The 23653-nt window shown below is 63.9% G+C and carries 27 protein-coding genes; 21 read left to right on the top strand and 6 right to left on the bottom strand.

From position 1 onward, the window contains the following. Window positions 1-87 precede the first annotated feature (87 nt). Window positions 88-756, top strand: a complete 669-nt coding sequence (locus tag MUO32_RS07935) for a hemolysin III family protein (protein WP_257948229.1) — start codon at window positions 88-90, stop codon at window positions 754-756. Between the two features lie 4 nt (window positions 757-760). On the opposite strand, the gene MUO32_RS07930 is transcribed toward MUO32_RS07935, so the two are convergent. Then, window positions 761-1264, bottom strand: a complete 504-nt coding sequence (locus MUO32_RS07930; protein WP_257947673.1) for a hypothetical protein — start codon at window positions 1262-1264, stop codon at window positions 761-763. A 130-nt stretch (window positions 1265-1394) separates the two neighbouring features. On the opposite strand from MUO32_RS07930, the gene MUO32_RS07925 reads away from it, so the two are divergent. Continuing rightward, window positions 1395-1898, top strand: a complete 504-nt coding sequence (locus MUO32_RS07925) for a GNAT family N-acetyltransferase (protein ID WP_257947672.1) — start codon at window positions 1395-1397, stop codon at window positions 1896-1898. 9 nt (window positions 1899-1907) lie between these two features. On the opposite strand, the gene msrB is transcribed toward MUO32_RS07925, so the two are convergent. Further along, window positions 1908-2315, bottom strand: coding sequence for a peptide-methionine (R)-S-oxide reductase MsrB (msrB, locus tag MUO32_RS07920; protein ID WP_257947671.1), 408 nt, complete (start codon window positions 2313-2315; stop codon window positions 1908-1910). A gap of 124 nt (window positions 2316-2439) precedes the next feature. Here msrB and MUO32_RS07915 point away from each other — a divergent pair, with 124 nt between their 5' ends. The 13 genes from MUO32_RS07915 (at window position 2440) to MUO32_RS07855 (ending at window position 13765) form a co-directional block, all read left to right on the top strand. After that, window positions 2440-2685: a type II toxin-antitoxin system VapB family antitoxin gene (locus MUO32_RS07915; protein ID WP_374708614.1), complete on the top strand. Its 246-nt coding sequence runs from the start codon at window positions 2440-2442 to the stop codon at window positions 2683-2685. Continuing rightward, complete coding sequence (locus MUO32_RS07910) at window positions 2682-3077, top strand: type II toxin-antitoxin system VapC family toxin (protein ID WP_308311270.1); 396 nt, start codon at window positions 2682-2684, stop codon at window positions 3075-3077. The genes MUO32_RS07915 and MUO32_RS07910 overlap by 4 nt, the downstream gene beginning before the upstream one ends. 49 nt (window positions 3078-3126) lie before the next feature. Continuing rightward, complete coding sequence (locus tag MUO32_RS07905; RefSeq protein ID WP_257947669.1) at window positions 3127-5457, top strand: putative monovalent cation/H+ antiporter subunit A; 2331 nt, start codon at window positions 3127-3129, stop codon at window positions 5455-5457. Further along, the gene (locus MUO32_RS07900) at window positions 5454-5873 is read left to right on the top strand and encodes a Na(+)/H(+) antiporter subunit B (RefSeq protein ID WP_257947668.1); all 420 of its coding nucleotides are present in this window, start codon (window positions 5454-5456) and stop codon (window positions 5871-5873) included. The genes MUO32_RS07905 and MUO32_RS07900 overlap by 4 nt, the downstream gene beginning before the upstream one ends. After that, complete coding sequence (locus MUO32_RS07895) at window positions 5873-6250, top strand: Na+/H+ antiporter subunit C (protein ID WP_257947667.1); 378 nt, start codon at window positions 5873-5875, stop codon at window positions 6248-6250. Before MUO32_RS07900 ends, MUO32_RS07895 begins: the two co-directional genes overlap by 1 nt. Before the next feature lie 17 nt (window positions 6251-6267). Continuing rightward, the gene (locus MUO32_RS07890; RefSeq protein WP_257947666.1) at window positions 6268-7809 is read left to right on the top strand and encodes a Na+/H+ antiporter subunit D; all 1542 of its coding nucleotides are present in this window, start codon (window positions 6268-6270) and stop codon (window positions 7807-7809) included. 1 nt (window position 7810) lies between these two features. Then, window positions 7811-8284, top strand: a complete 474-nt coding sequence (locus MUO32_RS07885; protein ID WP_257947665.1) for a Na+/H+ antiporter subunit E — start codon at window positions 7811-7813, stop codon at window positions 8282-8284. After that, complete coding sequence (locus MUO32_RS07880) at window positions 8281-8646, top strand: cation:proton antiporter (RefSeq protein ID WP_257947664.1); 366 nt, start codon at window positions 8281-8283, stop codon at window positions 8644-8646. The genes MUO32_RS07885 and MUO32_RS07880 overlap by 4 nt, the downstream gene beginning before the upstream one ends. After that, window positions 8646-8993: a monovalent cation/H(+) antiporter subunit G gene (mnhG, locus tag MUO32_RS07875; protein WP_257947663.1), complete on the top strand. Its 348-nt coding sequence runs from the start codon at window positions 8646-8648 to the stop codon at window positions 8991-8993. The genes MUO32_RS07880 and mnhG overlap by 1 nt, the downstream gene beginning before the upstream one ends. Window positions 8994-9415: 422 nt before the next feature. Continuing rightward, the gene (locus tag MUO32_RS07870; RefSeq protein ID WP_257947662.1) at window positions 9416-9850 is read left to right on the top strand and encodes a MucR family transcriptional regulator; all 435 of its coding nucleotides are present in this window, start codon (window positions 9416-9418) and stop codon (window positions 9848-9850) included. Between the two features lie 272 nt (window positions 9851-10122). Next, window positions 10123-10584 carry a helix-turn-helix domain-containing protein gene (locus MUO32_RS29295; RefSeq protein WP_308311268.1) on the top strand — a complete coding sequence of 154 codons (462 nt, stop codon included), beginning with the start codon at window positions 10123-10125 and terminating at the stop codon, window positions 10582-10584. Then, a complete protein-coding gene (locus tag MUO32_RS07860; RefSeq protein ID WP_257947661.1) occupies window positions 10577-11374 on the top strand; it encodes a DUF6456 domain-containing protein in 798 nt (265 codons plus the stop codon). The genes MUO32_RS29295 and MUO32_RS07860 overlap by 8 nt, the downstream gene beginning before the upstream one ends. Before the next feature lie 171 nt (window positions 11375-11545). Beyond that, entirely contained in the window at window positions 11546-13765 is a 2220-nt protein-coding gene (locus MUO32_RS07855; protein WP_257947660.1) for a cache domain-containing protein, read from the top strand. A gap of 3 nt (window positions 13766-13768) precedes the next feature. Here MUO32_RS07855 and MUO32_RS07850 read toward each other — a convergent pair whose 3' ends face one another. Both MUO32_RS07850 and MUO32_RS07845 read right to left on the bottom strand, forming a co-directional pair. Next, complete coding sequence (locus MUO32_RS07850) at window positions 13769-14188, bottom strand: SufE family protein (RefSeq protein WP_257947659.1); 420 nt, start codon at window positions 14186-14188, stop codon at window positions 13769-13771. A 148-nt stretch (window positions 14189-14336) separates the two neighbouring features. Beyond that, the gene (locus tag MUO32_RS07845; RefSeq protein ID WP_257947658.1) at window positions 14337-14765 is read right to left on the bottom strand and encodes a DUF5330 domain-containing protein; all 429 of its coding nucleotides are present in this window, start codon (window positions 14763-14765) and stop codon (window positions 14337-14339) included. 504 nt (window positions 14766-15269) lie between these two features. On the opposite strand from MUO32_RS07845, the gene MUO32_RS07840 reads away from it, so the two are divergent. The 6 genes from MUO32_RS07840 to MUO32_RS07815 all read left to right on the top strand — a co-directional run bounded on the left by MUO32_RS07840 (window position 15270) and on the right by MUO32_RS07815 (window position 21486). Then, the gene (locus tag MUO32_RS07840) at window positions 15270-16796 is read left to right on the top strand and encodes a HAMP domain-containing sensor histidine kinase (RefSeq protein ID WP_257948226.1); all 1527 of its coding nucleotides are present in this window, start codon (window positions 15270-15272) and stop codon (window positions 16794-16796) included. Further along, window positions 16768-17499, top strand: coding sequence for a peptidoglycan-binding domain-containing protein (locus MUO32_RS07835; RefSeq protein ID WP_257947657.1), 732 nt, complete (start codon window positions 16768-16770; stop codon window positions 17497-17499). The genes MUO32_RS07840 and MUO32_RS07835 overlap by 29 nt, the downstream gene beginning before the upstream one ends. 122 nt (window positions 17500-17621) lie before the next feature. Next, on the top strand, window positions 17622-19073 hold the full coding sequence (locus MUO32_RS07830) for a methyl-accepting chemotaxis protein (protein ID WP_257947656.1): 1452 nt from the start codon (window positions 17622-17624) through the stop codon (window positions 19071-19073). A gap of 65 nt (window positions 19074-19138) precedes the next feature. Then, window positions 19139-19513 (top strand): DUF1491 family protein, encoded by a 375-nt coding sequence (locus MUO32_RS07825; protein ID WP_257947655.1) that lies wholly within the window; start codon window positions 19139-19141, stop codon window positions 19511-19513. Between the two features lie 99 nt (window positions 19514-19612). Next, window positions 19613-21265: a calcium-binding protein gene (locus MUO32_RS07820; RefSeq protein WP_257947654.1), complete on the top strand. Its 1653-nt coding sequence runs from the start codon at window positions 19613-19615 to the stop codon at window positions 21263-21265. Window positions 21266-21354: 89 nt separating this feature from the next. Further along, a complete protein-coding gene (locus MUO32_RS07815; protein WP_257947653.1) occupies window positions 21355-21486 on the top strand; it encodes a hypothetical protein in 132 nt (43 codons plus the stop codon). Between the two features lie 53 nt (window positions 21487-21539). Here the strand turns inward: MUO32_RS07815 and MUO32_RS07810 are convergent, their stop codons facing one another. Beyond that, window positions 21540-22517, bottom strand: a complete 978-nt coding sequence (locus MUO32_RS07810; protein ID WP_257947652.1) for a hypothetical protein — start codon at window positions 22515-22517, stop codon at window positions 21540-21542. Window positions 22518-22730: 213 nt separating this feature from the next. Beyond that, window positions 22731-23546 (bottom strand): M10 family metallopeptidase C-terminal domain-containing protein, encoded by an 816-nt coding sequence (locus tag MUO32_RS07805; protein WP_257947651.1) that lies wholly within the window; start codon window positions 23544-23546, stop codon window positions 22731-22733. Between the last annotated feature and the right edge of the window lie 107 nt (window positions 23547-23653).

Below are 23653 nucleotides of genomic sequence, written 5' to 3'. Positions count from 1 at the left end.
CTTTCGTGATCCGCGCGCGCCGCCGAAGGTCTTGTTTCAGTACGCCAAACACGCCACGATGACCTAGCGGACAAAACAGGGCGGGCCATCGTGGAAATCAAGGGCGTCAAGTGGAACTATGACCGGTCGGAGGTGATCGCCGACGGCATCGTGCATGGTGTCGGCGTGGTTTTCGCGCTGGTCGGCGTCACGGCGCTGATCTTCTACGCCACGGTGTGGGCGACGAGCGGCCAGCTCGCGGCAGCCTGGGTCTACGGCGTCGGCCTCGTCGTGGCGCTCGCTACCTCTTTCGCCTATAATCTGTGGCCGGTATCGAAGGTGAAATGGCACCTGCGCCGCTTCGACCATTCGGCGATCTTCGTTTTGATCGCCGCCACTTACACACCCTTCCTGCAGCGCGGCATGGACGATCCGTTGCTCGCCGGCATGCTGGTCTTCATCTGGCTGATGGCGGCGGCGGGCGTGGCGCTGAAATTCCTGTTTCCGGGCCGCTACGACCGACTGGCCATCCTCATCTATCTCGCCATGGGCTGGAGCGGCGTCTTCGCCGCCGGTCCCCTGACGACACACCTTCCCATCGCGACATTCGTCCTGATCGTCGTCGGCGGCCTGCTCTATTCCGTCGGCGTGATCTTCCACGTCTGGGAAAAGCTGCGATTCCAGAACGCCATTTGGCACGGCTTTGTCGTTGCCGCCGCCGCCGTACACTACTCCGCCGTCGTCACCAGCGTGGTGATGGGCCCGCCCGGCCTCTGAGCGATCATTGCGCGGCGGGGGCAGCACCCTGCGCCGCCGTGCAGCCTTCCGCCGGATGCAGCGATTTCACCAGCTTGCCGACAAAGGGCGAGATCTCCGCCTTCATCGACAGCGGATATTCCAGTACGAAGGATGCGACGGCATCGTCGCAGAGCCGGATGACGCGGTGATAGAGGATGCGGTCGCCGCGTGTGCCCGAAAGGCTCGCCCAGCCGGCTTTCTGCCGGTCGTAACTCAGGTCCCAGCCCTCCTGTTCATAGGTCGCACGCCGGTCGGCGACCTCTTCCCCGAAGGGGCCGGTGGTGAGGTAGTGGCCCCAGATCGCAAGTGTCGCGCCGCCGTTGGCGTAGGTCCGCCCGTCGCCGTTGTCGGCCTCGTTGGACAGCGTGAAACCGGGCGGGATCTCCGCCGCATAGCCGAAGCGGCCGTTGACATAGGGCTCCCACCCGGCCGCGAGGGCGAAGATGGGCGTGAGAAGGAAGGAGAGAGCAAAAAGCAGGCGTTGCACGGAAAAACCCTCAAAATGTATGGGCTTTCATGGCGGCCAGCGCCGGGGTTTCATCGACCATGAAAACACATGACTGGACAGGTTTCCCGCTCCTCCTGTAAGCGAAAGCAAACAAGTGGGGGGAACCACCATGGACATAACGATACGCGACGCCGTGGAAGCGGATCTCCCCGGCATCCTCGACATCTACAACGATGCCGTCGCCAACACCACGGCGATCTGGAACGAGGCGGTGGTCGATCTCGACAACCGCAAGGCCTGGTTCACGGCCCGCCGCGAGCGCGGCTTTCCCATCCTCGTCGCCGTGCGCGGCAAACAGGTGATCGGCTATGCGTCCTATGGCGACTGGCGCGCCTTCGACGGGTTTCGCCACACCGTGGAGCACTCCGTCTATGTGCGCGGCGATGTGCGCCGCACCGGCAGCGGGCGCAGGCTGATGAAGGCGCTCATCGAGCGCGCCAGCTTCAACGGCATCCATGTCATGGTCGGCTGTATCGAGGCGGAGAACGCCGCCTCGATAAAACTGCACGAGCAGCTTGGTTTCCAAATGGTCGGCCGCTTCAGCGAGGTCGGCATCAAGTTCGGCCGCTGGCTGGACCTGACCTGCATGGAGCTGAAGCTCTCCAAGCGCTGATCCCGACGCTCAGTCGGGATCGAAGCTCAGCGCCACGCCGTTCATGCAATAGCGCAGGCCCGTCGGCGGCGGGCCGTCCGGAAAGACGTGGCCGAGATGGGCGTCGCAGTCCGTGCAGCGGATTTCCGTGCGTGTCATGCCGTAGGAATAATCCGAATGGTCCGTCACCGCACCGGGCTCGATCGGCTGGTAGAAGCTCGGCCAGCCGGTGCCGGAGTTGAACTTCGCTTCCGACCTGTAGAGTGGCGCGTTGCAGCAGATGCAGCGATAGGTGCCCTTCTTGGAAAGGTCGAAATCCGGGCTGGAAAAGGCGCGCTCCGTGCCGTGTTCGCGCGTGATGCGGAACTGTTCCGGCGTCAGAATGGCCCGCCACTCTTCCTTCGTCTTGTTCACCTTCAACGTCGTCGTGTCGCTCATGGCGTCCTCCTGTTGGGAGCATAGATAGGATGCGGGGCGGGGGAAGACAATCGCTCGGGATACTTGAAAACTGCGGTGTTTCCTCCTATCCTCCATTCAGATAGAGTAGGAGGAATAGATGCCTTTGAACATCAAGGACGATGAGGCGCACATGCTTGCCCGCAAGCTCGCTGCGGCGACGGGCGAGAGCCTGACCCAAGCCGTAAAAGTCTCCCTCGAAGAACGGTTGGCGCGCGTTCAGATTGCCAACAGATCCCACCTTGCCGACCTCTTGGACCGGATTGCGCTCGACTGCGCGGAGTTGCCGGTTCTCGACCCGCGTTCGCCTGAAGAGATCATCGGTTACGACGAAAATGGGATGTCGCGATGATCGTGCTGGACACTTCGGTGCTTGTTGCGATCCTCACGAACGAACCGGAACGGCGGGCATTCAATGAGGCCATCGAGGCGGCTGGCGAGCGCATGATGAGCGCGGCGACCCTTCTTGAGACGAAGATGGTGCTGTTTGCCCGGTATGGCAGCGGCGGGGTAAACGCGCTCGACGCTTTTCTGCTGCGGGCGGAGGTCAAAATCGAGGCAGTGACGGCCGCGCAGGCCGAAATCGCATTCGACGCTTTCCGACGTTTCGGTCGCGGCACCGGCCATGCGGCCCATCTCAACTATGGCGACTGCTTTTCCTATGCATTGGCGCGTGAAAACGCCGCGCCCCTGCTGTTCAAGGGTGGTGATTTCGGTTTGACCGACGTAGAAAAGGCGCTCTGAGTTCTTTTGATACCAACGACGGGCGAAGCCCGCGCATGAGGGGAGGGGTATGACGGCGGACACGATGGGGCTGACCTTCCTCGCCTTCTGCCTGCCGTTTCTCGGCGCGCTGATCGCGCCAGCGCTGACACGGCTTCTCGGTCATCATGCCGCCTGGCCGCTTGCGCTCGTGCCGCTTGCCGTCTTCTTTCATTTCCTGGGGTTCAATGCGGAAATCGCCCGCGGCGAGATCGTCACCGGCGGTTATGCCTGGGTGCCATCCTACAATGTCAGCTTCTCCTGGCTGATCGATGGGCTCTCGCTCGCGTTCCTGCTTTTGATTTCCGGCATCGGCGCGCTGATCGTGCTCTATTCCGGCGGCTATCTGAAGGGGCATCCGCATCAGGGGCGGTTCTTCTCCTTCATCCTGATGTTCATGGGCTCGATGCTCGGCGTCGTCGCGTCGGACAGTTTCCTGATGCTCTTCGTCTTCTGGGAATTGACCTCGATCACCTCCTTCCTGTTGATCGGCTTCGACCATGCGCGCGAGGCCTCGCGCCGGGCGGCGCTACAGGCGCTGATCGTGACGGGCGGCGGCGGGCTCTTCCTGCTCGCCGGCCTGCTGCTCATTTGGGACGTCACCGGCGTCACCCAGTTCTCGCTCCTGATGTCGTTCGGTCCGGAATTGCGCACCAGTCCGTTCTATCTCGCCATCCTCTTCCTTGTGCTTGGCGGCGCCTTCACCAAGTCGGCGCAGTTCCCGTTCCATTTCTGGCTGCCGAACGCCATGGAGGCGCCCACACCGGTGTCGGCCTATCTGCATTCGGCGACCATGGTGAAGGCCGGCGTCTATCTCCTGATGCGGCTGAACCCTGTCATGGGCGCGACGCCCGCCTGGGAAACCATCCTGCCGGCCATTGGCGGGCTGACGCTGCTGGTCGGCGCGGTCCTCGCCATCCGCCAGACCGATCTCAAGCTGATGCTCGCCTATACGACGGTCGCCTCGCTCGGCATGCTCGTCATGCTGACCGGCTTCGGCTCTGAGCACGCGATTGCGGCGGCCGCGCTCTATCTCGTCGCTCATTCGCTCTTCAAGGGGGCGCTCTTCATGGTCGCCGGCCTGATCGACCATGAAACGGGCACGCGCGACATCACGAGACTCGGCGGCCTCCGCCGCGCCATGCCTGTCACCTTCCTGGCGGCGCTTCTTGCGGCGCTGTCGATGGGCGGCCTGCCGCCGTTCTTCGGCTTTCTCGCCAAGGAGGAGATCTATGCCGCGCTTGCCGGTGGCAGCCTGCGTCAGGTCGCGTTCACGGCCGCCGCCGTCATCGGCAACGGCCTGATGTTTGCCGTCGCCTTCGCGGTGGCGTTGAAGCCATTCCTCGGCGCGCCCACGCAGACGCCGAAACACGCCCATGAAGGCCCGGCACTGCTGTGGATCGGCCCCATGCTGCTTGCGGTGACGGGCCTCGTCATCGGCCTTTTTTCCGCCGTCGCCCATGTCCTGCTGACGATGCCGCTCGCCTCCGCCATCTCGGGCGCGCCGCAGACGATCACCATTTCCGCGATGCCGCATCTCAGCCTCGCTTTCGGCCTCTCGCTCTTGACGGTGGCCTTCGGCGTCGGTGTCTTCCTGATGCTGGACCGCGCGCGGGCCGCGGCGAACCGGCTGGTCGAGGATATCGGCTGGGGGCCGGACCGGGGCTTCGACCAGGGGATGACCGGCCTCGTACGCGCCGCGTCCGCCATCAGCCGGCTCGTCCAGCCGGGGCGTATGGAAACCTACATGACCGCCACCTTCACGGTGATCGCGCTGGCGCTCATCGTGCCGCCGGCCCTCTATGGCGAATGGCCACGCCTGCCGGTCTGGCCGGCCGGAATGCCGTTCCATGAACTTGCCGTCATGGTGCTCGCCGCTGTCGGCATCGCTGCGGTTCTGATGGCAAACAACCGCCTGACGGCCATCGTCGCGCTCGGCATCCAGGGCTTTTGCGTCGCTCTGCTCTTCCTGCTCTTCGGTGCGCCGGATCTCGCCTTCACCCAGTTCATGATCGAGACGCTTTCGGTCGTCATCCTCGCGCTGGTCATGACGCGCCTGAAGCTCACGCCGCGCGACCCCCGGCCGCTGCGCGAAAAAATCCCCGATGGCGCGATCGCGGTTGCCTGCGGTCTCGGCTTCGCGCTCTATCTCCTGAAGGTCACGCAGGGCCGCTTCGACACTGCCCTGAGCGACTTCTTCAACCTCTATTCCAAGACCATCGCGCATGGCGCCAATGTGGTGAACGTCATCATCGTCGATTTCCGTGGCACCGACACGCTCGGCGAAATCGCCGTCGTCATGGTCACTGGACTGGCGATCCTCTCGATCATCCGTATTCGCAAGGGGAGGGTCAGCCCATGAACACGCTGATCTTCCGCACCGTCGCGCCCTTCCTCACGGCGCTCATGGCGCTCTTCTCGATCTTCGTTTTGCTGCGTGGCCACAACGAGCCGGGTGGCGGGTTCATCGGTGGCCTGATTGCCGTTTCGGCGCTGGCGATCTTCGGCATTGCCAACGGTATCTCCGCCGTGCGCCGTGCATTGTGGTTTCATCCGATGGCGATTTCGGCTTTCGGGCTCTTCATCGCCTGCCTTGCCGGCCTCATGTCGGCGGCCTTCGGCGTTCCGTTCATGACGGGGCTCTGGGTCTATCCCGTCGTGCTCGGTGTCGAGATCCCGCTCTCCTCGGTGATGCTGTTCGACATCGGCGTCTATCTCGTCGTGGTGGGCGCGATCACGTCGATTGCGCTGGCGCTGGAAGCGGGGGACGACACCTGATGGAGTTTCCCTTCGTCCTGCTGATCGGCCTGTTCTTCGCCGCCGCCGTCTATCTGATGCTGTCGAAGTTTCTGGTGCGCGTGCTGCTCGGCGTGGTGTTGCTCGGCAACGGGGTGAACCTGCTGCTCTTCACCAATGGCCGGATCCTTCGCGACGTGCCGCCCATCATTCCCGATGGCCACGACGTGCCGGCGACGCTCACCGCCAATCCGTTGCCGCAGGCGCTGATCCTGACGGCCATCGTCATTTCCTTTTCCTTCTTCGCTTTCCTGCTGGTGCTCGTCTACCGCGCCTACCAGGATCTCGGCACCGACAACGGCAACGAGATGCGCCTGGCGGAGCCGGAAGACGATCCCCTTCCGCCGACCGGCTACTGACAGGACCCGCCCCGCCAATGGCCGCTTCTCCCACCGATCTCTCCGCTGCCTTCGTCATGACGCCGGTTCCTGCCGCCGACTGGCTGGTCGTGCTGCCGCCTGCCTGGTGTCTTCTGGCGGGCGCGGTGCTGCTGATGCTGCGCAAGTCGCTGCGCCTGCAGGCGCTCATCGCGCTTCCCGCACTCGCCGTGCTTGTCGTGATCGACGGGTTGCTGCTCGCTCACGTCGCCGTCAACGGGCCGGTGACGATGGTGATGGGGCGCTGGCTGCCGCCCTTCGGCATCGCGTTTACGGCCGATCTCACCGGCGTGCTCTTCGCGCTGGCCGGCGCGGTGGTGGCTTTCGCCGGAGGGATGCATGCGCTTGCCGATATCGATGCGAGCGGCCGGCGTTATGGCTTCTACCCGTTCCTGCTCCTGCTGATGGCCGGCGTTTCCGGCGCGTTCCTGACGGGCGACGTCTTCAACCTCTATGTCTGGTTCGAAGTGCTGCTGATTTCGTCTTTCGGCCTCATCACGCTGGGGTCCGAGCCGCGCCAGATCGACGGGGCGATCAAATACGCCTTCCTCAACCTCGTCGCGACGACGCTCTTCCTCGTCACGACGGGCTATCTCTACGGCATTTTCGGCACGCTCAACATGGCCGACATCGCGAGCAAGGCGGCGGCCGGGCGCGCCGAGCTGCCGCTGATGACGCTCGCGACACTGTACCTCCTCGCCTTCGGCATGAAGGCGGCGGCCTTTCCGGTGAATTTCTGGCTGCCGGCCTCCTATCACACGCCGAACATCGTCGTGTCGGCTCTCTTCGCGGGACTGCTCACCAAGGTCGGCATCTATGCGCTCCTGCGCACGCTGGTCATGCTGTTTCCCGTCGAGCGGGAGGAGCTGAGCTTTCTTATCGCGCTTGCCGGTGTCGCCACCATGATCCTTGGCGCGCTTGGTGCGCTCGGCCAGAGCGATATCCGCAGGCTGCTCGGTTACGTCGTCATTTCCGGCATCGGCGTGATGCTGGCGGGCCTGTCGCTCGGCAGCCCCGGCGGTATCGGTGGCGCCATCTTCTATGCGCTGCATTCCATGGTGGTGATGACGGCGCTCTACATGGCGGCGGGACTGGCCGGGCGGCTGGCCGGTTCCTTCGACCTCAACCGGCTGGGCGGCCTCTATACCCGCTCGGCGCTGTTTTCTGCCCTCTCGCTGGTGCTGTTCTTCGCCGCCTCCGGTCTGCCGCCGTTTTCCGGTTTCTGGCCGAAGGTGATGGTGGCGAAGGCGGCGATCGATATCGGCGCCTGGTGGCTGACGGCGGCGGTGTTCCTCACAGGCTTTCTCACCACCATCGCGCTCGGCCGGGTCTTCGCGCTCGCCTACTGGCGTCCGGCGACGCAGTCGCTGCCGGCGCAAACCATCTCTGCATCCGCGCTGCTGCCGCTCGCCGGCCTCACGGTGCTGACGGTCGTCTTCGGCCTCTTCCCGGAGGCGCTGCTGTCGTTCGTCCAGCACGCCGAACAGGGGCTTTCCAATCCGGATGCCTATATCGGCTCCGTCTTTCCGGGGGGGAAGTGACATGCGGCCCGCCGTTATCATCGCCGTCTTCACGCTGGTCTGGCTCGCCGTCTCCGGCAGCTTCACCATTCCCAATCTCCTGCTCGGCGTGGTCGCTTCGGCGCTGTCGCTTCTTCTCATCCGTGGCCACATCCAGCCGGATGGCCGGCGGTTGCGCCCGCTGAAGGCGCTGTCGCTGCTCGCTCTCTTCCTCAAGGAACTGGCACTCTCCGCCTGGAAGGTGGCGCTGCTGGTGGCGAGCCCGAAGATGGACCTGAAACCCGGCATCCTCGCCTTTCCGCTGACCGTCGACCGGGACTTCGAGATCACGCTGCTCGCCAATCTCATCACGCTGACGCCGGGCACGTTGTCGGTCGATGTCTCCGGGGACAGGAAGGTGCTTTACGTGCATGCGCTCGATTGCTCCGACCCGGCCGGCACGCGGCGCGATATCGCCAACGGTTTCGAGAAGAAAATCCTGGAGGCCTTCCGATGACGGGCGCTCAAACGATCGTTTCCGTGGCGTGCGCCATCGCGCTGTTCCTGATGTGCGCGGCCTTCTTCCTCGCCGCCTGGCGCGTCGTCAAGGGGCCGACCTTGCCGGATCGCATCGTCGCGCTCGACATGCTCACCGCCATCGCTATCGGCTTCATCGCCGTTGTCGCCATCAGAACGGGTTTCAACCTCTATATCGACATTGCCATCGCGCTCGGCCTCGTCGGTTTCCTCGCCACCGTTGCCTTCGCCCGGTTCGTGCTGAGCCACGGCATGCAGCCGGGGGACGCGGATACGCCCGAGGAAACGACGGCCAGCACCAAAGCGCGACGGGGCGGTGGCCATGCCAGGAGGCTGCACTGATGCTGGATCTCGTTCTCGCGCTCGTCGTCGCCATCATGCTCGTCGCGGGCGGTGTCTTCACCTTTCTCGCCGCGCTTGGCATCCTGCGTCTGCCCGATGTCTATACGCGCATGCATGCGGCCTCGAAGGCCGGCACGGTCGGCTCGGGCCTCATGTTGCTGGCGGCCGGCATCCATTCGCTCGACGTCGCGATTTTTACCCGCGCGCTCGCCGGCTTCGTCTTCTTCGTATTGACGGCGCCGGTTGCCGCGCATCTTGTCGCGAAGGCCGCGCATGCGGCCGGCTACCGCCTGTCAAGGCTTACCGTGATGGACGATATGCGCGAGCAGGCCGCCAAGAAGCGTTGAAAAACCGTTGAGATGCCGACCCCCAGAATTTGTAGTATCCTGCACTTTCCAGTGGATTTTTTTCCTTGGTGGAAGCTATCGTGTTTCTTTTCCAAAATAACTCTGGACTTTGATTTGCGGAATGATATTCCAAGCAAAGTAAAGCATTCGGGTTGATTTAGCTTGATTGCGGATTTCCTGTTTAAGTTGAGTTGGTGGCGTATTCACGCTCGTTCGGTATGTGGACCGGATCCTTCTTAACTGGTGCCGTGCCGCAATAGTCGAAAGTTATATTGACGTAAAATGTCCGTATTTCGGGGCGAAACATGTCCTTGGACATTGATCTGACGCCTGATCTCCCGGATTGGTTGCTTTACGCGAAATTCAGTATCCCGGCTGGTGGGGAGAGCCATCGGCTTCCGTTCGTCCGACAGGAGAAAGACATGACTGAAACAACCCTTGGCACCAGCTCCAATCTGCTTGTGGAGCTGACAGCCGATATCGTCGCCGCCTATGTCGGCAACCATGTCGTTCCTGTCGCCGAACTGCCGGGCCTGATCGCCGACGTGCATGCCGCGTTGAACAACACGACGCAGCCCTCGGCCGTCGTGGAAGCGCCCGTCGTCGCCGAAAAGCCGAAGCCGCCGGTCCCGGTCAAGAAGTCGGTTCAGAACGACTACATCATTTGCCTTGAAGACGGCCAGAAGTTCAAGTCGCTGAAGCGCCACCTGATGACCCACTACGGCATGACGCCGGAACAGTACCGCGAGAAGTGGGACCTGCCGTCCGATTACCCGATGGTCGCTCCGGCCTATGCCGAAGCCCGCTCGCGCCTGGCCAAGGAAATGGGCCTGGGCCAGCGCCGCAAAGGCAAGTAAGCCTCTTCATTGCATGATTTGAAGGCCGGAGCGGCAACGCTCCGGCCTTTTCTGTTGAGGATCCTGTTCGGTGGTGACGGAACAGGATTCGACGCGCTCCGGCCTTTATGCAGTCCATCGTAATTCTGGATTGAGGAATATAAGCCTACATGGGGATGGCTGTCACGATTTTATTAACAAATTCAATGCATGGTTGTGGTGTTGTGCTTCATTCGTCCCCGTTTGTCCTCTAGGGTGTATGAATAAATTCCTATCAACGGAGTGGCCCTGTCATGCACCAGTTCATCGTATCCCCGAGGCGGTCGTCCCGAAACCCTGAACGCCCGACGCTGGAAACCAAGGGCATGGAGGCCGTGGAGGGAGCGCCGCATGCCCGCCGGGCGGTGGATGGACCGGACGCGCCTGCGGTGCCGCCGGGTGTCGCCTGCCGCGTCGTGCGCCAGCTCGTGCTGGAAATGACGGCGATGGCGAGCGAGCGGCCGCTCTGGCGCCGAGACAGCCGCCGTTCCACCTGCCATGTGCGCCAGATCGCCATGTATGTCTGCCATGTCGTGTTGCGGCTTTCGCTGTCGGATATCGGTGCCGCCTTCGGGCGGGACCGCACGACGGTCGGCCATGCCTGCAACGTGGTGGAGGACCGGCGCGACGATGCATCCTTCGACGCCTTCGTCTCGGCGATCGAGCGTGTCGTGCTCTCGGTCTTCGGCCCCGCCGGGATCGGCAGCCATGGTTGAGGCGATGAACCGCGAGAAGAGTGCCGCTCTGGCAAGGTTCCTGCGCTTTCTGCTGGCCGCGGGCGAGGTGTCGTTCGACGGGGAGGGGCTTTCCGCCCCGGACGGCCGAAAAGCAGCCGTTTCGCGCGACACCCTCGAACACGCCGTGCGCCTTGGCCTCGTCGCCCGTGCCGGCTGCCGGCTGACGGCCAATCCGGAGGCGCGCGCCCATCTCAAGCGTCGGCTGTGCGAGGCCGAAACGCCCTTCGCGGCTCAGCATCGCGATTTGGCGCCTGTCGTGGTGATGCGTGATGGGATACGGGGGACGGCTGTCGCCAACCGGCTGGAATCGCCCCTTGCGGCGCTCGCCCGACTGAAGGAGAAGACGGGGGAGGCCTGGCTGCCGGAAGGTGCCATCGCCGCCGGCGAGCGACTGCATGCGGACTTCACGCGCGGCGGCCTGCAGCCGAAGATGACCATGTCCTGGGAGCCGCGCATCGCGACCCGCCAGAAGGGCGAGGCGGGTGCGGCGCGCGACCTTACCGACACGGCGCTTGCCGCCCGCGCGCGGGTGGCGAAGGCCGTCGAGGCGATCGGGCCGGAACTGTCGGGCGTCGCGCTCGACGTCTGCTGCTTCATGAAGGGGCTGGAGACCGTGGAGCGCGAGCGCCAGTGGCCCGCCCGTTCGGCAAAGCTCATGCTGCGTGCTGCCCTGATGGCGCTTTCCCGCCACTACGCTCCACCCAAAGCGTCCGGGCGCCGGCCCCATGCCTGGGGCGCGCAAGGCTTTCGCCCGGCATTGCCACGGTGACGGTTCGCAAACCTGGCGAGGCCCCGAACGGGGCCTCCGCATCCCGTGTCCTCGAAAACGCAGGGTATAAATCCTGCTATCCCCGGTTTAAAAACCGCTTGCACTTTTCCCCGGAAACGCTGTTAACTTCGCGCTAACCATCCCGCTTTTCTCCAGCAGTGCAGGCCCTTCATGACATTCCGGCGCAGCGCTCCCGTTGCTCTCATCCTGGCTGTCGTCATCGTCGTGGCCGGGGCCGCGCTGATGACGAGCAGGCTCTTTTCCGGCATGACCGATGCCGTGGAAAGCGACCAATTCCGCACCATGCAGGCAATCGTCGAAACGGCGATCCGGGACGCGGAAAACAAGGCGCTGGCGCGCGCCGAACTGGTTGCTGAACTGCCGACCGTGCGCCGGCTCTTTGCCACCGGCGACAGGGCGGGGCTGAATGCCGAACTGTCGGCCATGTTTGCCGGCCAAAAGGCCCGTCACGGCGTCGACCAGGCGCAATTCCACACCGCCGACGCCATCTCGTTCCTGCGTCTGCACGATCCCGCGACCTTCGGCGACGACCTGACGCGTTCCCGTCCGCTTGTCGTTGCCGCCAACAAGGAGCGGGTGCCGATGAAGGGCGCGGCCGTCGCACGCAACGGGCCCGGCATTTTCGGCGTGGCGCCGGTGCTGGATCCGGCGGGAAAACACATCGGCACTTTCGAATTCGGTATCGACTACGGCAGCGTGCTGGCCAATCTGAAAACCGCCTACGGGCTCGATCTCGCGCTGTTCATCGACGAGAGTATCCTCAAGGACTACGGGCAGGGCGTCGAGCCCGAGCGCATGGGCGATCAGAACCGGGTCGGCAAATATATCCGTATCGAGGCGACCAATGCGCAGCTGATGGCGGAACTCGCCGGAGCCGGCGACGTTGCCGTCGTCAACGAGCCGCTGCGCTATGTGCGCGATGCCCAGGGCCTTGCCCGCGGCGTCGTGCTTCTGCCGGTAACGAGTGGTTCCGGCGCGCCGCTCGGCGTGATTGCTGCTTCCCAGGATTTCAGCGCCTCGCGCGCCGCCGTCAGCCGGTTGCTGATCTGGCAAGGTGTCGTCACCCTCGTCGCCATCGTGCTGCTCGCCGCCTTCATCCTCGTCGTGCTGCGCGGTTTCCTGCTGCGCCCGCTTGCCGTGCTCGCCGAGCGGTTCGAGGCGGTGGGCCATGGCGGGCCGCTGAGCCCGATCGAGGGGTCGCAAAGCTTCCCGGCGGAAATGCAGCCGATGGTCCAGCTCTACGGCGCATCCGCAACCGCCGCGCCGAGCCGGAAAAGGCGCCGTAAGATGCCGGCGCTCCGTTTCCTCTCCGCCGGCCTCGCGGCGCTGGTCGTTCTCCTTGCCGCCTTCTGCGCTCCCGCGCTGGCCGATCCTACCCTGCCGCGCGACAAGGGCCTGCCGATCGCGGTTCAGGCGGCGGCGACAGTGCTGTCGATCGAGAGTTTCGACGAGAATGCGGGGAAATTCCGCGCCACGGTCGACCTGCGCCTGCGCTGGAGCGACTCGCGCCTGGCGAGCGGGGCTGACGGCGACGGTACGCCGCAGACGCTGCGCCACGGGGCCGCCGAGGCGCGCATGAAGGAGATCTGGACCCCGCCGGTGCGCATCGCCAACCAGGCGGGTGAGGCGGAATTGTCGGAATACGGCCTTAAGATCTATCCGACGGGTCGGGTGGAACTGCTGCACCGGGTGACGGCCGACTTCACCGTGGACGTCAATGTCGAGCGGTTCCCGTTCGACCGTCAAAAACTCGCCATCGAGATCGCCGCCGACGGCCTGACCACGGCGGAGATGATCCTGCGCTTCGACCAGTCCGACATCGATTTCAGCCGCCCTTCGGCCAATGCCGAACTCGGCGGCTGGACCATCGGCCTCATCGACCTCAAGAGCGCGCCGCAGCCGGGCTGGTACAACGGCACCCATGCGCGCGTCATCGCATCACTGGATATCGAACGTCAGCTCGGCCTCGTCGTCGCCTCGATCTTCATTCCGCTGCTCGCCTCGCTGTTGATCCCGCAGCTCGCCATCTGGCTCAACACCATGGAGGACGGCGTCTTCCAGGTGGATACCTACGAGATGGTCAACATCATCATCGGCGGTCTCTTCGCCATCATCGCGCTGAATTTCACCGTTTACAGCAGCTACACGGTGCTCTCCATCGGCGACAACACGGTCAACCGGCTGTTTGCGCTGAACTATATCGGGCTCGCCTCGGCGCTTGCCGTCAACGTCGTCTTCTCGCGCTTCAACGTGGTGGCGCGGCTCTTCGGCCCCTATGTGCAGGAGCAGGCCTATTTCGCGATCATGTGGGCGATCCCGACGCTCATGTTCGTCGTGGCGATGTCGTTCCTGTTCGCCGCCTATGTCTGACGATCAGGCGGCGACGCGTACGGCGGCTTCTTCGCGGATGCGCCTGATCATCGAGCGCAGGCCGTTGGCGCGCTGGGAGGAGAGGTGCTCGACGAGGCCGATCGTGTTGAAAGCGTCGATCGCGTCGAGCGCGGCGATTTCCGAAGCGCGCTTGCCGGAATAGATGGCGAGCACGATGGCAACGAGGCCGCGCACGATATGCGCATCCGAATCGCCCTCGAAGGTCATGACCGGGTCCGCGCCTTCACCGGTATGGCTGACGAGCCAGACCTGGCTGGCGCAGCCCTGCACCTTGTTGGCCGCCGTGCGCTTGTCCTCGGCCAAGTCGGGCAGCGCCTTGCCGAGCTCGATGACGAAACGGTAGCGGTCTTCCCATTCCTCGAGGAAGGCGAAGTCGTCGATGATCTCTTGCAGCGTGGCCATGGCGGGTCTCTCGAAGTTTGCCCTGATATAGGTGAGGCGCGCACAAAAAGAAACGCCGTAGGGACGGGGTCCATACGGCGGTTGCAGGGCAACGAGTCAGGCAGGCAGAAAACTGGGCAGGCAAAAACTTGAAAGTCGGATCCGCGGCTCAGCCCTTGTGGGCGGGGCGGCGGGTCGGGATGGCGATGGTGCCGGTGATCACCTCGGCGTCCGCATCGACGGAGGCAGCCATCTTCGGCAGCGGCTGGTCGAGCGCTTCGCTGACAGCCGGATCGGCCTTGGCGACGGCGGTGCCTTCTTCGGCAAACTGGGTATCGAGGAACTGATAGGCGATGCGGGCGCCTTCGCGGGCCCGGTGTCCGAGAGCGACGAAGGTCTCCGCACCCTTCTCGCAGACGTCAGGCTTTTCCAGGCACATCGCGGTGACATAGTTGAGCGCTTCGGTGGCGGCGCTGAACGTATCGCCGATTTCGACGGCCGGCCCCTTTTCCAGCTTCGCGGAGGATTCCGCGTCCAGGAAGGGTAGCAGCACCAGCACCATCGAGAACCAGAACGTTCCCTTGATCAGAAACCACATCGCTTGCCATCCTCATTATACGCCTCGGCTCTTTGCGGCCTTCGGCTTGATTGGTCCTTGGCGAACCGTTGATGCGAGAATAGGGGCCGGAAGGAAATTCCCCTTTGCAGGAATCAGTCAGGTTTTGCCCAGTTTTGATTAAAATTCGAACGATCGCGAGCATTACCGGCATTTGAGGCAGATTTTAGCGATCCCCGTTAAGGATGAAGGCACCCCCTCGCACCCCGAGGCGCCGGAATGCCGGGAGGCGGCTTTCCCGCCCCTTGCCCCATAAGTTAATACGAACAGAAAAATGCCGCAAAATGAGGCGCTTACGCCCCGTTAACCACGCCGGACGAATGCCCGTTGGATTGACCCGAAATGGGACTTTTGGGGCTTTTTGGCCCCCTTTCCGGCTCTCCCTGTTTATCCTTTCCTAAGTCGCCGGTGCGATTTTGGGCTCACAGAAAAGAACATGAACGACAGGGTTTCGCGTTGCGCCAATTGACCATCATCGCTGACAGAATGGCGGCCCGCCTGGGCACCGTTGCTGGCGTTGCTGGCGTGGGCGCCGACGCGCGCCCGTCCGCTTCCCTACGCGCGACGACGCTTGCGCTCATCGCTGCCGTTCCCGGCCTGCCGCTCGTCCTTTCCACCATCATGCCCGCATCCGCCGCGCTTCCGGCCGGTGTCGCGCTTGCCGGCGCCGGTGCGCTTCTGGCCGCCGCCGCATCCTCCGTGCGGGAGCCGACGCTTGCGCCGGTCAAAAGCTTTGCCGACGAGCTGGCCGCCGCCGCGCCGCCCGCGATCTCTCCTTACGATCTCTTCGCCGGCCTCGTGACGCTGCATGATGCGCGCGGTTTCGTGACCGCCGTGCACGGCCGCGACCGCGCCGACATGCTGACCTGGATGCGCGATCCCATGGCGCGCGGCTATATCGACCAGATCCATGTGTCCGACCGCATCGGCTTCGTCGCGGCAATCGATCGCCTGCGTCAGGGCGGCGCGCGCGAGACGGTGGACATCCGCATCGACCGGCCTCGCATTGAGGCGAATGCCGAACAGTTCATGCATATGCGCGTGGAAATGACGGCGATGACCGCGGCCGACGGCTCGCTCGTCGCCGTGATCGCCCAGTCGCGCGACATGTCCGAAGAGGCGTTGCTGCGCAGCGAAACCGTCCGCAAGGCGGCCGAGGCCGAATCGGCAAACGATGCCAAGACCCGCTTTCTGGCAGCCGTCAGCCACGAGCTGCGCACGCCGCTCAACGCCATCCTCGGCTTCTCCGACATTCTCACGGGCGAATATTTCGGCAAGCTGGAAAACGACCGCCAGCGCGAATATGTGGCGCTGATCCATCAGTCGGGTTCGCACCTGCTGTCGGTGGTCAACACCATGCTCGACGTCTCGAAGATCGAGGCTGGCCGCTACGAGCTCCTGACCGAGCCCTTCGCGGTGGCCGACAGTGTGCGCACCTGCGAGCAGATGCTCGGTCTCCAGGCCCGCGACAAGGGCATCAAGCTGACGAGCCGCGTGCCGCGCGCCATTGGCGAAGTCGTCGCGGACCAGCGGGCGATCCAGCAGATCCTCATCAATCTCGTCGGCAACGCCATCAAGTTCACCGACCGTGGCGGCATCGTCACCATCGATGCGACGCGCGACGGCCGCGACCTGCTGCTCACGGTCAGCGACACCGGCATCGGCATTCCCGCCGACAAGCTGGCGCTGATCGGCCAGCCCTTCATGCAGGTGCAGAACGAATATACCCGCAAGTATGAAGGCACCGGCCTTGGCCTGTCGCTGGTCAAGGGTCTCGTGGCGCTGCATGGCGGCACGTTCGTGATCCAGAGCAAGCCGGGCGAGGGCACCGTCATCACCATCCGCGTACCGGCGGACGGCGCAGGCATCGCACGCGAAAACGACCTTGCCGCCGCCGGCGCATCCACCGTCGATTTCCCGCCGCGCCTTGCGGTGGACATGGAGACCGTTTACCAGCCGTCGCTCGATGGCAAGGACAAGAACGATGAACGCGCACGTCAGAAAACAGCCTGAGCGGCGGCCGCAGGGCCAGGCCCGCAAGGGCCGTTCCGGCGCACGTGCGCCCCAGATGCCGCAGCGTCGGGCAAATATCGTGCTGACCGGGCTTGCCGCCATCGGCGGGCTTGCCGCGCGCAACCCGACCGCCGTGGGCGGCACCTGCGCCTTCCTCGTCGTGTTCTCCTTCGTGGCGGCCAATGCGCTGTGGTATCAGCCGGGCGGGCATCCGGCCCCCTTCCTGAAGACCCGCTCCGCCGACAATTCCCTCGGTTTCACCGCCACCAGGCCCGATCCGCACGACGTGACGACCTTCGTCATCGAGCGTGAGGAAGAGGGGCAGGAACTGCCTGAAGTCACCGACGTGACGCCGGGCGAGCGTCCGTTCGACGAGGTGGCGAAGGTCGTCGAGGCGAAGCCGGCAACGACGGCCAAGGCCGTTGCCGAAGAGGAAACCGATCCGGTCGCCGCCGCGATCATGCGGGCCGAGGCCGACCCCGGTGTTACCTCCGCCGTTGCCAAGCCCGTGCCGAGCGAGATCGTCATGAAGATCCAGAAGGGCCTCAGCAACATCGCCTATACGGATATCGCGGTCGACGGTCTGATCGGCGAGAAGACGCGCCTGGCGATCCGCCATTTCGAAAAGCACTATCGCCTGCCGGTGACGGGCGAGCCCAACGAGCAGGTTCTCGCCAAGCTCAAGGATATCGGCGCGCTCTAAGAAAAGCGCTGGTATTGCGACCAAAGTCGTAGGTCAAACGCAAGGTCTCACCATCTTCCCTAAGGGAAGCATTAACCATGTGCGCCGGATGATCTTCCGATGACCGGGAGGAACGCCGAGCCATGTCCATCGCTGCCTTGCGTGAGACTGCGCATACCCTTGAAGAAGCAACACCTGACCTTGCAAACGATGTCCAGGCGCTGCGCCGGGTCGTGGGCTCGCTTGCTGCCGAGGCGTCCGACCTCGGCCTGCATCTCGTTGATATTGCCGGGTCCATACAGGATACCGCCGCGCAATCGCGCGAGCACGCGACGCTGTTCATGCGGCTCACGCAATCGGCGACCGCGATTGCCGGCGCCAATGGCGACATTGCCCGCGCGCTCGGCGAGACCGACAAGCTGGCGGCCAGTGCACGCACGGTGCTGGGCGAGCAGGCGGCGCAGCTCGATGGCTCGATAGCGGCAATCGACCATATGGTGACGGCCTCCAACGAGATCGGCACGGAAATCGCCGCCTTCTCCGGCGCGCTCGCCGATGTCGGGCGTCTCGCCGATGGCATCGGCACCATCGCGCGGCAGACGAACCTGCTGGCGCTGAATGCCGCCATCGAGGCGGCGCGGGCGGGGGAGGCCGGCAAGGGCTTTGCCGTCGTTGCCGCGGAGGTGCGGGCGCTGTCGCTGGAAACCTCCCGGACGACTGCCGCGATCCAGACGACCCTACAGGAACTGCGTGCCCGCATCGACCGGCTGGAAGCGGCGGGCGAGGGCGCACGTATCTCGGCCGAGGGGGTGAAGTCGACGGCATCGGCCGTGCAGGGTTCCTTTGCCGGCGTCGAGGAGGTCATGTCGAAAATCCTCGACAGTGCGTCGTCACTGGCGGCGACGACGGGCGCGGTGGACAAGGAATGCAGCGACTTCGCACGTTCGATCGGCGCGGCCTCGGCGGAAATCATCCGTTCCAACGACATCCTGCAAGGGGCATCGGCCAAGGTGGGCGAGGTCGTGGCCATCTCAGAACGTATCATCCAGGCGACGGCCAGCGCCGGTATAGAGACACAAGACAGTCCCTATATCCGCCTTGTGCAAGGCCTTGCGGACGAGGTGTCTGCCCGCTTTGCGGCGGCGGTGAAGAGCGGCGAGATCGGCATGGAGGCGTTGTTCGACCGGCAGTATCGGCCGATACCGGGCTCCGACCCGGTGCAGATGACGACGCGCTTTACCGATTTCACCGACCGGGTGTTGCCTGATATCCAGGAACCGGCAGCTGCGCGCGACAGCCGCATCGCTTTCTGCGCGGCGATCGACGAGAACGGCTACCTGCCGACGCACAACCGGAAATTCTCCGAGCCGCAGCGGCCGGGCGATCCCGCCTGGAACACGGCGAACTGCCGCAACCGGCGCATCTTCAACGACCGCGTCGGCCTTGCCGCCGGGCGCAACAAGGATCCTTTCCTGCTTCAGACGTATCGGCGCGACATGGGCGGCGGGCAATTCGTGCTGATGAAGGACATTTCCGCCCCCATCACGGTCAATGGCCGTCATTGGGGTGGGCTCAGGCTGGCGATCCGGGTCTAGGGCGGGCTTCAAAGGACGTAAAGCTCGCGATTGCCCCGAGGTCTCGCGCGGTGTAGGACGCCGCCATGCGTCTTCGTACCGATATCTTCGTGTCCGCCCTGATGCGCCGCGTTTTTGCCCGCGGCGATTTCGCGGCTGTCGAGGCGAAGGGGGCGGAGGAGGCGGGCGCAGTCTTCGTGCGGCAACTCTTCCGCGACGGCGCGGAGAGCCTCTATGCACCGGCGCCGCAGAGTTTTTTCGACGAAGGCGAGAGCAACAGGGCGCGGCTGTTCGAGGCGCGGCTCGAGCGCGTCGAGGCGGCGGCGGTGACCGAGGCGATTGCGCGGGAACGGCGGTTCGACAGCGACCTCTGGGTCGTGTCGATCGAGGCAGACGATCTGGGCGACCTCATCGATCTTGCCGGCGCGGCGCCCGAAGACGACGGGTTCTTTCGTCGTTAACCCTCGCTGAAAGCTTTGGCGGTGCGGCCGCAATTGAAACGGATTTTTTGCCGATAAGGCGCTAGGACGTAACCACGTCAATGATGGACGCCCGATAGAATGACCAAATACCAGATCACGGTCGACATGACGTCGACGCTTGTCGCCAGCAAGGCCAACAGCCAGTGGATCCTCGATCCCGGCGTCAGGATCACCACCAAGGGAACCGCCGTGGATGCGGGAGGCGCCTATACCGGCCGCTCGCTCTCTTTCGACGGCCGGGTGACATCGACCGCCGGCAACGGCGTGGTTTTCGGTGACGCCGCGATCACGGCCAATCCGGGCTATGTTACGGTCAAGGCCGACGGTGTCGTTTCCGCCAAGCTGGTCGGGCTGGCGGCATCCGGGACCGGCCTCGTCCTCAACATTCAAGGCTCCCTCAAGGGCGGCACGGCGGCGGGAATCTTCGCCGGCGACAGTATCAATTTCACCAATAACGGCTCGACCCTCTCCACCTCCGGCCGGGGCATCAAGGCGACGGGCGACGATGCGCTCGTCACCAACCATGGCACGATCAGGAGCGGCGGCGACGCCGTCGCGGTCTCCGGCGTCGCGGCGATCATCACCAATTACGGCATGATCAAATCCACTGCCGACGACGGCATCCGCAGCGCCGGCAGCAAGGCGACCGTCACTAACAGCGGCACGGTCGACAGCAAGCTGGACGCGATCGTCGTGACGGGCAAGGGTGCCATCATCACCAACAACGGCAAGGTGCTTTCACGCGGGGACGAGGGCCTTGTCGTGACGGGCGCAAGCGCGGTGATCTCCAACAACGGCACGATCAAGGCCGCGCAGGATGCGGTGCGGCTGGATGGCGGCTCGGTCAATTTCGCCAACCACAAGACGCTCGTCTCCACGTCCGGCCTGGGCATCGACGCCAGCGGCGCGAAGGCGGAGATCACCAACAACGGCGTGATCAAAGGTGCGGCCGGCATTCTCATCGACGGTGCCTATGCAACGCTGACGAACAACAACGCGGTGACGGCCACGAACGGCATCGCGGTGGCACTGCTCGGCAGCGGCAAAAACATCTTCTCCAACAACGGCACGATCACTGCCACGAGCATCGCCCTGAAAGGCGGAAACGGTATCGAGATCGTCACCAACAACGGCACGATCGACGGCAAGGTCGTTCTCGGCGCCGGCAACGACAGTTTTGACACGCGCGGGGGCAAGGTCTTTGGGACGGTGGCCGGTGGCAAGGGTAACGACACCTATCTCGTCGCCGATGCATCGCTGAAGCTCATCGAGAAGGCGGGCGAAGGCACCGATACGGTCCAGTCTTCGGTGAGCTACACGCTCGGCGCCAATATCGAAAAGCTGGTGCTGCTCGGCACGGCCGGCATGAGCGGCACGGGCAACAACCTTGCCAATGTGCTGATCGGCAACAGCGGCGGCAACACGCTGTCGGGTCTCGGCGGCGACGATATTCTCGACGGGCGCGCCGGCAACGACACGTTGAAGGGCGGCGCCGGGGCCGATGTCTTCATCTTCTCCAAGGGCTCGGGCAAGGACATGGTGACGGATTTCGCGCCGGGCACCGACCGGATCGATTTTTCCGATCTCCCCGCCATCACCAGCTTTGCCGATCTTATGAAGAACCATGCGGTGGAGAGCGGCAACGATGTGCTGATCCGCGCCGGCAGCGATGTGCTGACGCTGAAGCATGTCGATCTCTCGGATCTGTCGAAGGGCGATTTCCTGTTCTGAGCCCTGTTCCGGCGGGAACAGCGGCCAGGGCGGCATCATGGGAAAAGGGAGGCATAGGCAACGGCCTGTGAAGCCCTGGAGAAACGCCCATGTTTATCGTGCTGCCTGCCCTTGCACTGCTGATTTCGGGAATGTTCGTCGTGACCATGCTGGCCGCGCTCTCCGCCGAGCGCACAGACGGCGCGGCGGTTCGCCTGCCGGCCAAGCGCCCGATCTTCTAGGAACCGTTTCCGGAATCAGCCGGCTCCGCATTGCCGAGCCGTGAGAAAGCCGATCAGCCGGCGGCCTGGTGCCGCCCGTCCCTGGAGGACCTGTCGTGGTGATCCTGCCCGTTCGCATCCGCGCTTTCACTGTTGGCCGCCTTCGGCAAGCCATCGCCATTCGTATAGCTGTCCGCCCGTTGCCAGCTTTCGACCCTGAGGGTCGCTTCGGTCGGGTCTAGCGATGCGATGAGCGTTTCGGCGCCACCCCCGGCCAGGTGCGGGTAGATCTTCGCCAGCACGAACAGGCTGTCTCCCAAGGGCACGGCGAGCGCCACGAGCGTCTCTGCCAGTTGCCGGCCGGAGACGTCGAGCAGGATACGCTCCGACAACCATTGGCTGGAGGCGAGCGCATCGGCGAGCGTGACGGCGATCATGCCGATCTCGCCGGCGCGGGCAAAACGCACGAACAGCGCCTGATGAACCTCCGTTGCAGGCTCAAGTCGCACCGGCGCTTCGGTGACGGGCGTGGCGGCACGCACGAGCGCGCGCAGTTCCGCGCGGATATCCTCTTCCCGTTCCAGACGGGCGGCTTCCGCAAGCATCGTCGCGCGGTCTTCGCCTGAGCGGCGGCTTGCATGGTCCTGATGGCTGCCGACCAGCGCCTCGATGACGGCGGGGGAGAGATCGTCGCGCTTGCCGATGGCGCGGGCCTGCTCCGGGCCGGTCGTGCGCAGGATGCGCATCAACAGGACGTCCGGGATCGCCCGGGAACCCATCAGGAAGATGGCGGCGATGCCGATCGGCTGGCTGGCGATGAAGAGGGCGGTTTCATCCGGAATCTGCGGGCAGCGCGAGAGGGCGGCGACAGCCTGGCGGCGGGCTTCCTCGGTGGAGGCGCCGTAGAGCGGCTCGAACAGTTCGCCGAACTGGCGCAGATCCGACCTGGAGGGAAAGCGCAGGCTCTCGAAGCTCGACACCGTGGCCATCAGGACGATGTCCTTCGGCCGCCCTGCCAGCGGTCTCTCCAGTTCGCGAAACCTGTCCGCCACGAAACACCCTATCCCCGAAGCGACAGCCCCTTGCCACTTCCATCTGTCCTCGGCGAAACCGAGAGAACCGCCGACGGATCGATGCGTGTTGCTATCTCTCCGGGATCAAACGGTTTTCTGATCTTAGCGCCCGTCGCGCGGGGGCGACCGTAAACACAATCCTAACGGCGGTATGATTAACAGCCGGTAAAGGCGCGCGGCGCGCGTGTGCCATTAGAAGATGAAATGGTCGGCGGTGAGATCGATCTTGCCGGAAAGGCGGATCATCATGTCGACCTTGCCGTCGCCGTTCATGTCGCCGAAGATGTGGGTCTCCGAGCCGACTTTTTTGTAGTTCAGTTCGCCGATGGTCTTGGAGAACGTCTTCGTTCCGATGAACTTGAAATCCTGTATGCCGACCTGCTTGGAATTGCCGTCGTAGCGGCTCAAATCGATGACGTCGAACTCGGCGGGTTTGAAGTCCTTGATGAGGTCGGCCGTGGTTTTGGTGCTGCCGGTGTCTCCGGTCGAGAAGATGAAGTGGTCGGCACCCTTGCCGCCGGTCATCGTGTCGGCGCCCCGCTTACCGAAGAAGAAGTCGTCGTGTTTCGTGCCGACGAGTTTTTTATCGCTACCGTTTGTGCCGTCGACGGGGTTGTATTTGAACTTCACCGTAATGAGGACATAGGTGGACGGCGTGAAGGAAGTGCCACGCCAGTCGACCCGCAGTTCGTTTTCCCAGACGGTGATGTCGCTCTTCGTCAGTCCGTGCATGTTGGTCTTCAGGGTGAAGCCGATCATCGGGTTCAGCGTGTCGTCGTGGTCGATAAAGGCCGGACCGTTGCGCGAGTAGTTCGAGAAGGCGCCGATATCGTTGAATTTGATGGAAATCTCCTTGTCGGCCAGGTCGATCGCATAGATGCCGCTGGTGTCCCCGAAGTCGATTTCTGTTCCCTTGCCGATGGTTACGAGGCCCCAGTTCCAGATGTGTTTTGGGTCAAAAGCACGGAAATCATATCGGGTATCGATGGTTTTGCCCCAAAAGCTCATGACCTATTCCTTACGTATAAATAAACCCGTGCAGTTTACGCCATCTATGCTTGTGTAGACGTTAACAGAGGGTTCCCCGCGCGATGCGGTGTCTCGGCCCTGTGCCG

Source organism: Shinella sp. CPCC 101442 (assembly GCF_024704725.1).
GTDB lineage: Bacteria > Pseudomonadota > Alphaproteobacteria > Rhizobiales > Rhizobiaceae > Shinella.
The sequence above is the reverse complement of the archived record's forward strand: the minus strand, read 5'-3'. Positions and strand labels throughout refer to the sequence as shown.

Excerpts from the sequence above, each read along its gene's own strand:
- MUO32_RS07925 (WP_257947672.1), top strand. The coding sequence starts at position 1,395 with ATGGACATAACGATACGCGACGCCGTGGAAGCGGATCTCCCCGGCATC.
- msrB (WP_257947671.1), bottom strand. The coding sequence starts at position 2,315 with ATGAGCGACACGACGACGTTGAAGGTGAACAAGACGAAGGAAGAGTGG.
- MUO32_RS07910 (WP_308311270.1), top strand. The coding sequence starts at position 2,682 with ATGATCGTGCTGGACACTTCGGTGCTTGTTGCGATCCTCACGAACGAA.
- MUO32_RS07905 (WP_257947669.1), top strand. The coding sequence starts at position 3,127 with ATGACGGCGGACACGATGGGGCTGACCTTCCTCGCCTTCTGCCTGCCG.
- MUO32_RS07900 (WP_257947668.1), top strand. The coding sequence starts at position 5,454 with ATGAACACGCTGATCTTCCGCACCGTCGCGCCCTTCCTCACGGCGCTC.
- MUO32_RS07895 (WP_257947667.1), top strand. The coding sequence starts at position 5,873 with ATGGAGTTTCCCTTCGTCCTGCTGATCGGCCTGTTCTTCGCCGCCGCC.
- MUO32_RS07890 (WP_257947666.1), top strand. The coding sequence starts at position 6,268 with ATGGCCGCTTCTCCCACCGATCTCTCCGCTGCCTTCGTCATGACGCCG.
- MUO32_RS07885 (WP_257947665.1), top strand. The coding sequence starts at position 7,811 with ATGCGGCCCGCCGTTATCATCGCCGTCTTCACGCTGGTCTGGCTCGCC.
- MUO32_RS07880 (WP_257947664.1), top strand. The coding sequence starts at position 8,281 with ATGACGGGCGCTCAAACGATCGTTTCCGTGGCGTGCGCCATCGCGCTG.
- mnhG (WP_257947663.1), top strand. The coding sequence starts at position 8,646 with ATGCTGGATCTCGTTCTCGCGCTCGTCGTCGCCATCATGCTCGTCGCG.
- MUO32_RS07870 (WP_257947662.1), top strand. The coding sequence starts at position 9,416 with ATGACTGAAACAACCCTTGGCACCAGCTCCAATCTGCTTGTGGAGCTG.
- MUO32_RS29295 (WP_308311268.1), top strand. The coding sequence starts at position 10,123 with ATGCACCAGTTCATCGTATCCCCGAGGCGGTCGTCCCGAAACCCTGAA.
- MUO32_RS07860 (WP_257947661.1), top strand. The coding sequence starts at position 10,577 with ATGGTTGAGGCGATGAACCGCGAGAAGAGTGCCGCTCTGGCAAGGTTC.
- MUO32_RS07855 (WP_257947660.1), top strand. The coding sequence starts at position 11,546 with ATGACATTCCGGCGCAGCGCTCCCGTTGCTCTCATCCTGGCTGTCGTC.
- MUO32_RS07850 (WP_257947659.1), bottom strand. The coding sequence starts at position 14,188 with ATGGCCACGCTGCAAGAGATCATCGACGACTTCGCCTTCCTCGAGGAA.
- MUO32_RS07845 (WP_257947658.1), bottom strand. The coding sequence starts at position 14,765 with ATGTGGTTTCTGATCAAGGGAACGTTCTGGTTCTCGATGGTGCTGGTG.
- MUO32_RS07840 (WP_257948226.1), top strand. The coding sequence starts at position 15,270 with ATGGCGGCCCGCCTGGGCACCGTTGCTGGCGTTGCTGGCGTGGGCGCC.
- MUO32_RS07835 (WP_257947657.1), top strand. The coding sequence starts at position 16,768 with ATGAACGCGCACGTCAGAAAACAGCCTGAGCGGCGGCCGCAGGGCCAG.
- MUO32_RS07830 (WP_257947656.1), top strand. The coding sequence starts at position 17,622 with ATGTCCATCGCTGCCTTGCGTGAGACTGCGCATACCCTTGAAGAAGCA.
- MUO32_RS07825 (WP_257947655.1), top strand. The coding sequence starts at position 19,139 with ATGCGTCTTCGTACCGATATCTTCGTGTCCGCCCTGATGCGCCGCGTT.
- MUO32_RS07820 (WP_257947654.1), top strand. The coding sequence starts at position 19,613 with ATGACCAAATACCAGATCACGGTCGACATGACGTCGACGCTTGTCGCC.
- MUO32_RS07815 (WP_257947653.1), top strand. The coding sequence starts at position 21,355 with ATGTTTATCGTGCTGCCTGCCCTTGCACTGCTGATTTCGGGAATGTTC.
- MUO32_RS07805 (WP_257947651.1), bottom strand. The coding sequence starts at position 23,546 with ATGAGCTTTTGGGGCAAAACCATCGATACCCGATATGATTTCCGTGCT.